We start from the raw sequence: 10,656 nt of genomic DNA, 5'->3' as shown, positions 1-10,656 counted from the left end.
AGGAAGGAGACCCGGCCCTCGTTGCCGATCCGGTTCCAGCCGTTGCGGTCGAGCCAGGCTAGTCGGCCGGGTCAGCGGATCGGGTGGCCGGCTTCGCGGAGGGCTTCCTTGACCTCGCCGATGCGGAGGTCGCCGAAGTGGAAGACCGAGGCGGCCAGGACCGCGTCGGCACCGGCGGCCACGGCCGGGGCGAAGTCGGCGGCGCGGCCGGCGCCGCCGGAGGCGATCACGGGCACGGTGACGTGGCGGCGGACCGCCGCGATCATCTCCGTGTCGTAGCCGTCCTTGGTGCCGTCGGCGTCCATGGAGTTCAGCAGGATCTCCCCGGCGCCCAGCTCGGCGGCCCGGTGGGCCCACTCGACGGCGTCGATGCCGGTGCCCCGGCGCCCGCCGTGCGTGGTGACCTCGAAGGAGCCGGACTCGGTGCGGCGGGCGTCCACGGACAGCACCAGCACCTGCCGGCCGAAGCGCTCGGCGATCTCCCGGATGAGCTCGGGGCGGGCGATGGCGGCGGTGTTGACGCCGACCTTGTCCGCGCCGGCGCGCAGCAGCTTGTCCACGTCCTCCGCGGTGCGGACGCCGCCGCCGACGGTCAGCGGGATGAACACCTGCTCGGCGGTGCGGCGCACCACGTCGTAGGTGGTCTCGCGGTCGCCGCTGGAGGCGGTGATGTCGAGGAAGGTCAGCTCGTCGGCGCCCTCGGCGTCGTAGAGGCGGGCCATCTCGACCGGGTCGCCGGCGTCGCGGAGGTTGCGGAAGTTGACTCCCTTGACCACGCGGCCGTTGTCCACGTCCAGGCAGGGGATCACCCGTACGGCCAGGGTCATGCGGAATCTCCTCGGAAGGCCTCGACCTCGACCTCGACGACCATGGCGGGGTCGACGAAGCCGGAGACGATGATCATGGACGATGCGGGGCGGACCGCGTCGAACAGCTCCTTGTGGGCCCGGCCCACCTCGTCCACGTCGCGGGCGTGGCTGAGGTACATGCGGGTGCGGACCACGTGCTCGGGGCCGAGACCGGCGGCTTCGAGGGCCTTGAAGGCCACCGCGAAGGCGCCGAGGGCCTGCTCGTGGGGGCCGCCGCCCTCGGGGGCGGTGCAGCCGGAGACCAGGACCAGCCCGTTCGGCAGCCGCACGGCCCGCGAGTAGCCGATGACGTCTTCCCAGGGACTGCCGGAGGAGATGCGGCGTACGTCGCTCATCAGCGCACGACCTCCAGCGCCTCGGGCAGGGTGAACGCCTTCGCGTACAGGGCCTTGCCGACGATGGCGCCCTCGACGCCGAGGGGCACCAGCCCGGACAGCGCCCGCAGGTCGTCCAGGGAGGAGACGCCGCCGGAGGCCACGACCGGCTTGTCGGTGGCGGCGCAGACGTTCTTCAGCAGCTCCAGGTTGGGGCCGGTGAGGGTGCCGTCCTTGCCGATGTCGGTGACGACGTAGCGCGCGCAGCCCTCGGAGTCGAGCCGGGCGAGGGTCTCGTAGAGGTCGCCGCCCTCACTGGTCCAGCCGCGGCCCTTGAGGGTGGTGCCGACCACGTCGAGGCCGACGGCGATCCGGTCCCCGTGCTCGGCGATGACCTTGGCCACCCACTCGGGGGTCTCCAGGGCGGCGGTGCCGAGGTTGACGCGGGTGCAGCCGGTGGCGAGGGCCTTGGCCAGGGTGGCGTCGTCGCGGATGCCGCCGGACAGCTCGACCTTGATGTCCATGGCGCCGGTGATCTCCGCGACCAGGCCGCGGTTGTCGCCGGTGCCGAAGGCGGCGTCGAGGTCGACCAGGTGCAGCCACTCGGCGCCCGCGGCCTGCCAGGACAGGGCGGCCTGGAGCGGGGAGCCGTAGGAGGTCTCGGAGCCGGAGGCACCGTGCACCAGGCGGACGGCCTGGCCGTCGCGGATGTCGACGGCGGGCAGCAGTTCCAGGGTCGGGGCAGGCATCAGAGGGTCTCGATCCAGTTGGTGAGGAGCTGGGCCCCGGCGTCGCCGGACTTCTCAGGGTGGAACTGGGTGGCCCACAGGGCGCCGTTCTCCACGGCCGCGACGAACGGCTCGCCGTGGGTGGCCCAGGTGACCTTGGGGGCGCGGATGTTCGGGTTGCCGACTTCGAGGGTCCACTCGCGGACGGCGTAGGAGTGGACGAAGTAGAAGCGGGCGTCCGCGTCCAGTCCGGCGAAGGCCTGGGTGTCCTCGGGGGCCCGTACGGTGTTCCAGCCCATGTGGGGCACCACGGGCGCCTTCAGGGGCTCGACCGTGCCGGGCCACTCGTCCAGGCCCTCGGTCTCCAGGCCGTGCTCGATGCCGCGCTCGAAGAGGATCTGCATGCCCACGCAGATGCCCATGACGGGACGGCCGCCGGACAGCCGGCGGCCCACGATCCAGTCGCCGCGGGCCTCCTTGAGCCCCTGCATGCACGCGGAGAAGGCGCCCACGCCGGGGACGAGCAGCCCGTCGGCGTCCATGGCCTTGTCGTAGTCGCGGGTGATCTCGACCTCGGCGCCGACCCGGGCCAGGGCCCGCTCGGCGGAACGGACGTTGCCGAAGCCGTAGTCGAAGACCACGACCTTCTTGGTGGGGCTCACTGCGCTCATTCCCAGATTCCTTGGATCCGCAGGATTCCGGCCGCCAGGCACATGGTCGAGCCGATGGCCAGGAGCAGGATGACGCTCCGCGGCATCTTCTGCTTCTTGAAGGAGTACACGCCGCCCAGGAGGAAGAGCCCGACGACGATCAGGATGGTGGACAGGCCGGTCACGTCAGAGGGCGCCCTTCGTGGAGGGAAGGATGCCCGCGGCGCGCGGGTCCCGCTCGGCGGCGTAGCGCAGCGCCCGGGCGAGGGCCTTGAACTGGCACTCGACGATGTGGTGGGCGTTGCGGCCGTACGGGACGTGGATGTGCAGGGCGATCTGCGCCTGGGCCACGAAGGACTCGAAGATGTGCCGGGTCATCGTGGTGTCGTAGGAGCCGATCATGGGGGCCATGTTCTCGGGCTCGGTGTGCACCAGGTAGGGGCGCCCGGACAGGTCCACGGTGACCTGGGCGAGGGACTCGTCCAGGGGCACGGTGCAGTTGCCGAAGCGGTAGATGCCCACCTTGTCGCCGAGGGCCTGCTTGAAGGCGGCGCCCAGCGCGAGGGCGGTGTCCTCGATGGTGTGGTGGGTGTCGATGTGCAGGTCGCCGTCGGTCTTGACGGTGAGGTCGAAGAGGCCGTGGCGACCCAGCTGGTCCAGCATGTGGTCGTAGAAGCCCACGCCGGTGGACACGTCCACCTTGCCGGTGCCGTCGAGGTCTATCTCGACCAGGACCGAGGTCTCCTTGGTGGTGCGTTCCACCCGTCCGATGCGGCTCATGCCTGCTGCTCCTTCTTCAGTGCGCGAACCGCTTCCAGGAACGCGTCGTTCTCCGCCGGCGTGCCCGCGGTCACCCGCAGCCATCCCGGTACTCCGTTGTCCCGGACCAGGACGCCCCGGTCGAGGATCCGCCGCCAGACGGCGTGGGAGTCCTCGAACCGGCCGAACTGCACGAAGTTCGCGTCCGAGTCGGTGACCTCGTAGCCGAGGCCGCGCAGCTCGTCCACCAGCCGGTCGCGCTCGGTCTTCAGCTGCTCGACGTAGCCGAGCAGGGTGTCGGTGTACTCCAGGGCGGCCAGGGCCGTGGCCTGGGTGACGGCCGACAGGTGGTACGGCAGGCGCACCAGCTGGACGGCGTCCACCACGGCCGGGTGCGCGGCCAGGTAGCCCAGCCGCAGCCCGGCGGCGCCGAACGCCTTGGACATGGTCCGCGAGACGACCAGGTTCGGGCGGCCCTCGATGAGGGGCAGCAGCGACTCCCGGTGGCTGAACTCCACGTACGCCTCGTCCACGACCACCAGCGCCCCGCCCCGATCGGCGCGGGCCGCCTGGGCGGCCTCGTACAGGGCGAGCACCGTCTCCGCCGCCACGGCGGTGCCGGTGGGGTTGTTGGGCGAGGTGACGAACACGACCTCGGGGGCGTGCTCCGCCACGGCGGCGACGGCCGTGACCGGGTCGATGGTGAAGTCCGCGCGGCGCGGCCCGGAGATCCAGCCGGTGCCGGTGCCGCGCGCGATGAGCCCGTGCATCGAGTACGAGGGCTCGAAGCCGATCGCCGTGCGGCCCGGTCCGCCGAAGGTCTGCAGCAGCTGCTGGAGGACCTCGTTGGAACCGTTGGCCGCCCACACGTTCGCGAGGCCGACCGGGTGCCCGCCGGTCCGGGTCAGGTACTCGGCGAGCCGGGTGCGCAGCTCGACCGCGTCCCGGTCGGGGTAGCGGTTGAGCCCGCGGGCGGCCTCGGCGACCCGCTCCGCGATCCGGGCCACCAGCGGCTCGGGCAGCGGGTACGGGTTCTCGTTGGTGTTCAGCTGCACGGGCACGTCGAGCTGCGGGGCCCCGTACGGGGACTTGCCGCGCAGCTCCTCGCGCACGGGCAGGTCGTCGATGCCGATGCCCGGGCCCTTGTCGTTGCCGGGGCTTCCGGGGGCGGGGTGCGCGCTCACTGTCCGGGCACCTTCCAGCCGAAGCGCGCCTTCAGGGCGGCGCCGTGCGCGGGCAGGTCCTCGGCCTCGGCGAGGGTGACCACGTGGTGGGTGACCTCGGCGAGGGCGTCGCGGGTGTAGTCCACGAGGTGGATGCCGCGCAGGAAGGACTGGACGGACAGGCCCGAGGAGTGGCAGGCGCAGCCGCCGGTGGGCAGCACGTGGTTGGAACCGGCGCAGTAGTCGCCCAGGGAGACCGGGGACCAGGGACCCACGAAGATCGCCCCGGCGTTGCGGACGCGGTCGGCCAGGGCCGCGGCGTCGGCGGTCTGCACCTCCAGGTGCTCGGCGCCGTAGGCGTCCACCACCTTCAGGCCGTCCTCCAGGTCGCGGACCAGGACGATCGCGGACTGCTTGCCGGTGAGGGCGGGCCGGATCCGGTCCTCGACGTGCTTGGCCGCGGCGACCTGGGTCTCCAGCTCGGCCTCGACGGCGGCGGCCAGCTCCTCGGAGTCGGTGACGAGCACGGCCGCGGCCAGCGGGTCGTGCTCGGCCTGGCTGATCAGGTCGGCGGCCACGTGCACCGGGTCGGCCCCGGCGTCCGCGAGCACCGCGATCTCCGTCGGACCGGCCTCGGTGTCGATGCCGATCTTCCCGGTGAAGTAGCGCTTGGCCGCCGCCACCCAGATGTTCCCGGGGCCGGTGACCATGTTGGCGGGGGCGCACTCCTCGGTCCCGTACGCGAACATCGCCACCGCCTGGGCCCCGCCCGCGGCGTAGACCTCGTCCACGCCCAGCAGGGCGCAGGCGGCCAGGATGGTCGGGTGCGGCAGCCCGCCGAACTCGGCCTGCGGCGGCGAGGCCAGGGCGATCGAACCGACTCCGGCCTCCTGGGCCGGGACCACGTTCATCACCACGGAGGACGGGTACACGGAACGGCCGCCGGGGGCGTACAGGCCCACCCGCTCCACCGGAACCCACTTCTCGGTCACGGTGCCGCCGGGGACCACCTGCGTGGCGTGCCGGCTGCGGCGCTGCGCGGCGTGCACGACGCGGGCCCGACGGATGGACTCCTCCAGGGCGGCGCGGACCGCCGGGTCCAGGCCGGCGAGGGCCTCCTCCAGGGCCTCGGCGGGCACCCGGATCCGCTCCAGGGTGACCCCGTCGAACTTCCGCGCGTACTCGATCAGCGCCGCGGTGCCGCGATGATGCACGTCCTCGCAGATGGGCCGCACCTTCTCCAGGGCGGCTTCCACGTCGAACTCGGCACGGGGCAGCAGATCGCGCAGTGCCGCGCCCTCGGGGAGGGCGTCGGCGCGCAGGTCGATACGAGAGATCACCTCTCGATTCTCGCAGACCGTCTCCGGCCACCGGGCGCCCGTATCACTGGCTGATACGCGCCCCGGACGCCACCGCGGGCCACTAGCGTTCGCAAGGACGCGCACGGGAAGGGGGGCCTGGCATGGACGAGGCAGTCGAGGTGGCGGCCGAAGGGGCACCGTCCGATCTCACCGCACCGGAGCTGCGGATGTGGCGGGCCTTCCGGGCCGGCACCGTCTGCGACCTCAGCGCCCGGGCGGCCGACCGGGACAATCCGATGACCGACCGCACCTGGGGACCGGAGCGCAGCGTGCGCGCCGAGGTGATCGCCCAGCTGCTGCTCAGCGGCCCCGCGCCGATACCGGGACGGGTGGCCTCGCTGAAGCTCCGCGGGGCCCGGATCACGGGCCGGCTGGAGCTGTCCGGGGGCACCGTCGCCCCGTACGTGGAGCTCCGCTCCTGCCGTTTCGACAGCGAAGTGCAACTGGCCGAGGCCCGCTTCGCGACCCTGCGGATGGTGCACTGCGCGATCCCCCGCCTGGAGGCCGCCCGGCTGCACACCGAGGGGGACCTGCACCTGCCGCGCTGCCGGGTGGCCCGGGGGATCCGGCTCACCGACGCGCAGATAGGGACGGACCTGCTGATCAGCCAGGCCGTGGTGCAGCGGGACAGCCGGGGCCGGGCCATCGCCGCGGACGGGCTGTCCGTGGCGCAGGACTTCCAGGCCGAGATGATCGAGACCTACGGGGAGGTGAGCCTGCGCGGGGCGAAGGTCGGGGTGTCGATGAGCCTGCGCGGGGCCCGGCTGCGCAATCCGTACGGCAAGCGGGCGCTGAACGCCCCGCAGCTGACCGTGGAGCGGACCCTCTACCTGACCTCGGTGGCGCTGGACGCCGCCGGTGAGCCCGGCTCCACTCCCCCGTACGGCCTGGACCGGACCCCGGCCCGGGGCATCCGGACCCAGCGGTTCGAGTGCCGGGGCGGGCTGCGGCTGGACGACGGGCGCTTCGGGGACGCCGTGGACTTCTACGGGGCCCGGTTCGTGCTGGCCGGGGACCAGGAGGTGTCCCTGCGCCGGATCCAGACCCCGGAGCTGCGGTTCGTCGGGGAGGAGCCGGAGCAGGGCCGGGTGGTGCTGTCCGGGGCCAAGGTGATCAAGCTGGTGGACCAGTCCACGAGCTGGCCCGGGCCGGGCCAGCTCTCCATGGACGGGTTCAGCTACGAGTTCCTGGTGCCGCGCGGACTGTTCCCGCTGGCCCGGCGGCTGGAGTGGGTGGAGGCGGCCACCCCCGAGTACTCCCCCGACCCCTACGAGCGGCTGGCGTACGTGCTGCGGGCCAGCGGCGAGGACGCCGAGGCCCGCGAGGTGCTCCTCGCCAAGCAGCGACGGCGCCGCGAGACCCTGCCGCTGGCCGCCAAGGCCTGGGGGTACCTCCAGGACTGGACGGTGGCCTACGGCTACCGGCCCGGCCGGGCGGCGGTGTGGATGGCCGTGATCTGGGCGGCCGGAGCGGTGGCGTTTTCCGGTCATGATCCCAAGGCGATCAAACCGGGCGAGCACCCCCTCTGGAACCCGATCCTGTACGCCCTGGACCTCCTGCTCCCGGTGATCGACCTGGGCCAGGACGGCTACTGGAAGATGGAGGGCGGCTGGCAGTGGGTCGCGGCCGTGCTGGTCCTGTTGGGCTGGGTGCTGGCCACCACGGTGGCCGCGGGCGCCTCCCGGCTCCTCCGCCGAGGCTGACCCCGGGCCCCCGGTGCGGCCGGCAGGGCCCCTCCGGGCGGGGCCCTGCCGGCCGGAGCGGGCGGGGGCGCACGGCCCGGGGGTGACGGGGGCGGCGTCCCGGCCATTACCCTGGCCGACGTGACCACCGTTCGCCTGCCGCTCTTCCCGCTCAACTCGGTGCTGTTCCCGGGGCTGGTCCTGCCCCTGAACGTCTTCGAGGAGCGCTATCGCGCCATGATGCGCGACCTCCTGAAGTCCGGCGAGGAGGAGTCGCGCCGGTTCGCCGTCGTCGCGATCCGGGACGGCCGGGAAGTGGCGCCCACCGCGCCGGGACTGCCCGACCAGACCGCCCTCCCGGAACGCGGCCCCGCCGCCGGCTTCGGCGCCGACCCCATCCAGGCCTTCCACCGGGTGGGCTGCGTTGCTGACGCCGCGACCATCCGGGAACGCGAGGACGGCAGCTTCGAGGTCCTGGCCACCGGCACCACCCGGGTCCGGCTGCTCTCCGTGGACGCGAGCGGCCCCTACCTGACGGCCGAGCTGGAGGAGCTGCCCGAGGACGCGGGCGACGGCTCCGGGGCCCTGGCCCTCGGCGTGCTGCGGGCCTTCCGCTCCTACCAGCAGCGTCTGGCCGGCGCCCGGGAGCGCTCCCTCAGCACCACCGGCGCCGAACTGCCCGAGGAGCCCTCGGTGGTCTCGTACCTGGTCGCGGCGGCGGCCGTGCTGGACATCCCGGCCAAGCAGCGGCTGCTCCAGGCCCCCGACACGGCAACCCGGCTCGCGGAGGAGCTGAAGCTGCTGCGCGCCGAGACCGCCGTGATCCGCCACCTGCCCTCGCTGCCCGCGGTGGAACTGACCCGGGCCCCCACCAGCCCGAACTGAGGCCCCGCCCATGGCGAAGAAGCAGCAGTCCGCCGGTACCCCCGCCACCACCGCCCTGACCCGGGCCGGGCTGCCCTACACGGTGCACGCCTACGCCCACGACCCGGCGGCCGGCTCCTACGGGGAGGAGGCCGCCGAAGCCCTCGGGGTCTCCCCCGACCGGGTCTTCAAGACCCTCGTCGCCGAGGTCGACGGGGCCCTGACCGTGGCCGTGGTGCCCGTCTCCGGCTCCCTGGACCTCAAGGCGCTGGCCGCGGCCGTGGGCGGCAAGAAGGCCACGATGGCCGACCCGGTGGCGGCCGAACGCACCACCGGGTACGTGCGGGGCGGGATCTCCCCGCTGGGCCAGCGGAAGGCCCTCCCCACCGTGCTGGACGAGTCCGCGGCGCGACACGGGACGATCTGCGTGTCCGCGGGGCGGCGGGGCCTGGAGGTCGAACTCTCCCCGACCGACCTGGCCGCCCTGACGGGGGCGACCACGGCCGCCATCGCCAAACCCTGACGGGGTTGCCCGGGGCGACCTCCGATGGGGCCGGGGTGGTCGCTTCCGTACGTCCGGGCGCGCCTCGAAGACCGCCTCGATCGCCGGCGATCGAGGCGGTCCCGGAGCCGGGCCGAAGGGACCGGGCCGCACCCGGGCTCCCGGGCGGGGCGTCAGCCGGGTGGGGCGAAGGGGTCCCGGGGAGGGGCGGGGGCGTCGGTGCCCTCGCCCGGCTCAGGCGTGGGCTCGGGGTTCCAGCGGGGATGGGCGTACCCCGGCGGATAGGTCTCCCACGTCTTCGGCTCGGGATCCCGCGGCCCGAAGGCCATGGTCATGCCCAGGTGAGCCGCCACCGCGGAGACGGGCCAGACCAGCAGCACCCCGTACGCCAGCAGCTGGAGCGGCGCGTCGAAGGGCACGCCCTTGCCGACGGCCCGTGCCGTGTCGACCACGTCGCGGGAGGGGCCGAGCCAGAGCCCGAGGCGCCAGCCGAGCAGGGAGGCGAGGACGGAGCCGATGGAGAGGCCGATGACCACGCCGACGGCGCCTCGGCGGCGGCGGGCCAGGAAGACCAGCACCCCGCTGAGCACGCCGAGCCCGAGGGCGATGAGGAAGAAGGTGCCGTCGGCGCCGATCCGGCCCTCGTTCTCGGTGTCGCGGAGGAAGACGGCCTCGCCGTTGGAGACGTACTGGACGCGCGGGGCGAGCCAGGCCCACAGCAGGCCCAGGAAGACCCCGGAGAAGGCCACCAGGAGGGTGACCGCGGCACCGTCGCGCAGCTCTTCCACGAGGGTGGGCCCCGCGGCCGGGTCCGGCTCCCCGGGGTCGGCGGCGGGGGCCGCGAACGGGTCGGCGGCCGGGTCCGCCGGCCCGTCGACGGGCCGCTCCGCGGCGGGGTCCGCGCCCCGCCGGGGGCCGTCCGGGCCCTCGGGGTGGGGGGCGGGGGGCGGCGGCGGGGGGAAGGCTTCGGTCACCCCCACATCGTGCCAGGTGGTCGGGGAGCCCGCGTCAGCGGACCGCCGCCCGGCGGTAGGCCCAGGTGGCGAGGGCGAGGGAGAGCACGCCGACGGCGGCGCAGACCCCGAGGTCGAGGGCGACGACCGCCCAGTCCGGGTGCGGGGCGAAGGTGTGGGCGAAGGCCTCGACCCCGTAGGTGGAGGGCAGCAGGTCGCGGGCCCACACCACGAGGGCCGGCATCCGTTCGGGGGGCAGCACCCCGAGGAGGAGGGCGGCGGACATGCCGAGCTGGCCGGCGAGGGTGGCCAGTTCCTGGCGGGGCGCGAGGAGGCCGAGGGCGGCGCCGAGCCCGGCCAGGGCGGCCCCCGCGAGGGGCACGACGGCGGCGAGCACCCACAGTCCGCCCATGGGCAGTCCGAACAGCAGGCAGCCGAACACGGCGGTGACGAGGGTGCCGGGCACGGTGAAGGAGGCGTAGGCGCCGGCCGCGCCGAGGACCACGGCGGCCGGCGGGACCGGCAGGGTGGCGTAGTGGTCCAGGCCGCCGGAGGCGCGCAGCTGGCCGAAGTACTGGGCGAGGAGGTTCAGCGCGACGAAGGCGACGACGAGCACGGAGGAGCCCGCGACCACGGCGCGGGCCTCGGAGCCGCCGTCCACGACGCCCCGCATCAGGACCATGATGCCGACGGACTGGAAGGTGGCCACGAACAGCAGCGGGATCCGCGCGACCCGGGCCCGGGAGAGCTGGGCGCGGTAGACGGCGCCGAGGGCCGGCAGGAACCGGGCCCGGGGGGCCAACGGCCCCTC

At 74.0% G+C, this 10,656-nt stretch carries 13 protein-coding genes; 3 read left to right on the top strand and 10 right to left on the bottom strand.

The features are described 5' to 3' along the window. Positions 1-71 precede the first annotated feature (71 nt). The 8 genes from hisF to hisD are packed head-to-tail and all read right to left on the bottom strand — an operon-like array spanning position 72 to position 5,823. Complete coding sequence (gene hisF, locus ABTZ17_RS22065) at positions 72-827, bottom strand: imidazole glycerol phosphate synthase subunit HisF (RefSeq protein WP_352197386.1); 756 nt, start codon at positions 825-827, stop codon at positions 72-74. After that, entirely contained in the window at positions 824-1,204 is a 381-nt protein-coding gene (locus ABTZ17_RS22060) for a RidA family protein (RefSeq protein WP_352197385.1), read from the bottom strand. The genes hisF and ABTZ17_RS22060 overlap by 4 nt, the downstream gene beginning before the upstream one ends. Beyond that, positions 1,204-1,932, bottom strand: a complete 729-nt coding sequence (gene priA, locus ABTZ17_RS22055; RefSeq protein WP_352197384.1) for a bifunctional 1-(5-phosphoribosyl)-5-((5-phosphoribosylamino)methylideneamino)imidazole-4-carboxamide isomerase/phosphoribosylanthranilate isomerase PriA — start codon at positions 1,930-1,932, stop codon at positions 1,204-1,206. The genes ABTZ17_RS22060 and priA overlap by 1 nt, the downstream gene beginning before the upstream one ends. Next, positions 1,932-2,582 carry an imidazole glycerol phosphate synthase subunit HisH gene (gene hisH, locus ABTZ17_RS22050; protein WP_352197383.1) on the bottom strand — a complete coding sequence of 217 codons (651 nt, stop codon included), beginning with the start codon at positions 2,580-2,582 and terminating at the stop codon, positions 1,932-1,934. The genes priA and hisH overlap by 1 nt, the downstream gene beginning before the upstream one ends. Next, positions 2,579-2,746 carry a CG2302 family histidine operon protein gene (locus ABTZ17_RS22045; RefSeq protein ID WP_352197382.1) on the bottom strand — a complete coding sequence of 56 codons (168 nt, stop codon included), beginning with the start codon at positions 2,744-2,746 and terminating at the stop codon, positions 2,579-2,581. The genes hisH and ABTZ17_RS22045 overlap by 4 nt, the downstream gene beginning before the upstream one ends. A 1-nt stretch (position 2,747) precedes the next feature. Then, a complete protein-coding gene (gene hisB, locus ABTZ17_RS22040) occupies positions 2,748-3,341 on the bottom strand; it encodes an imidazoleglycerol-phosphate dehydratase HisB (protein ID WP_352197381.1) in 594 nt (197 codons plus the stop codon). Beyond that, positions 3,338-4,504 carry a histidinol-phosphate transaminase gene (locus ABTZ17_RS22035; protein WP_352197380.1) on the bottom strand — a complete coding sequence of 389 codons (1,167 nt, stop codon included), beginning with the start codon at positions 4,502-4,504 and terminating at the stop codon, positions 3,338-3,340. The genes hisB and ABTZ17_RS22035 overlap by 4 nt, the downstream gene beginning before the upstream one ends. Further along, the gene (gene hisD, locus ABTZ17_RS22030) at positions 4,501-5,823 is read right to left on the bottom strand and encodes a histidinol dehydrogenase (RefSeq protein ID WP_352197379.1); all 1,323 of its coding nucleotides are present in this window, start codon (positions 5,821-5,823) and stop codon (positions 4,501-4,503) included. The genes ABTZ17_RS22035 and hisD overlap by 4 nt, the downstream gene beginning before the upstream one ends. 122 nt (positions 5,824-5,945) lie before the next feature. On the opposite strand from hisD, the gene ABTZ17_RS22025 reads away from it, so the two are divergent. The 3 genes from ABTZ17_RS22025 (at position 5,946) to ybaK (ending at position 8,913) form a co-directional block, all read left to right on the top strand. Beyond that, positions 5,946-7,547: an oxidoreductase gene (locus ABTZ17_RS22025; RefSeq protein WP_352197378.1), complete on the top strand. Its 1,602-nt coding sequence runs from the start codon at positions 5,946-5,948 to the stop codon at positions 7,545-7,547. Positions 7,548-7,667: 120 nt separating this feature from the next. After that, positions 7,668-8,411 carry an LON peptidase substrate-binding domain-containing protein gene (locus ABTZ17_RS22020; protein ID WP_352197377.1) on the top strand — a complete coding sequence of 248 codons (744 nt, stop codon included), beginning with the start codon at positions 7,668-7,670 and terminating at the stop codon, positions 8,409-8,411. A 10-nt stretch (positions 8,412-8,421) separates the two neighbouring features. Further along, complete coding sequence (gene ybaK, locus ABTZ17_RS22015) at positions 8,422-8,913, top strand: Cys-tRNA(Pro) deacylase (RefSeq protein WP_352197376.1); 492 nt, start codon at positions 8,422-8,424, stop codon at positions 8,911-8,913. A gap of 152 nt (positions 8,914-9,065) precedes the next feature. Here ybaK and ABTZ17_RS22010 read toward each other — a convergent pair whose 3' ends face one another. Beyond that, the gene (locus ABTZ17_RS22010; protein WP_352197375.1) at positions 9,066-9,866 is read right to left on the bottom strand and encodes a hypothetical protein; all 801 of its coding nucleotides are present in this window, start codon (positions 9,864-9,866) and stop codon (positions 9,066-9,068) included. A 34-nt stretch (positions 9,867-9,900) separates the two neighbouring features. Beyond that, positions 9,901-10,647, bottom strand: coding sequence for an ABC transporter permease (locus ABTZ17_RS22005; protein WP_352197389.1), 747 nt, complete (start codon positions 10,645-10,647; stop codon positions 9,901-9,903). Positions 10,648-10,656: the final 9 nt, after the last annotated feature.

This window comes from Streptomyces sp. NPDC097619 (assembly GCF_040302735.1).
Classification (GTDB): Bacteria; Actinomycetota; Actinomycetes; order Streptomycetales; family Streptomycetaceae; genus Streptomyces.
Note: the sequence above shows the minus strand (reverse complement) of the source record. Positions and strands in the feature narration are given on the sequence as shown.